The organism is Achromobacter sp. SIMBA_011 (genome assembly GCF_046535435.1).
Taxonomy (GTDB): Bacteria; Pseudomonadota; Gammaproteobacteria; order Burkholderiales; family Burkholderiaceae_B; genus Achromobacter; species Achromobacter dolens.
On record NZ_JAWRWN010001267.1, the window covers coordinates 1 to 234 of the forward strand.

1 pseudogene is annotated in these 234 nt (G+C 80.8%); it reads left to right on the forward strand.

Annotated elements, in window-relative coordinates:
• Positions 1-234 (forward strand): annotated as a pseudogene (locus SB816_RS35130) (type II secretion system protein GspL); the annotation flags it as partial.

Here is a 234-nt window from a genome sequence, read left to right on the forward strand (position 1 = left end):
GCCGCGCCGCTCGCACGGCCCGCGCCGGTGGCCGCGGTGCTCGGCCTCGCGACGACGGTCGAACCGGCGCTCGTCGAAGCCGGCGCGCAGCCGGGGGCGGCCGTGGCGCCGCGCTACGAATTCGCGATCGCGCGCGGTGCGCTCGGCGAAGGTTTCGCCGCGCCCGCGGCCCGCGCGGGCGGCACGCTGGCCGCGCTCGCGGGCGGCGCCGACGTCGAACTGTACGAACTCGGC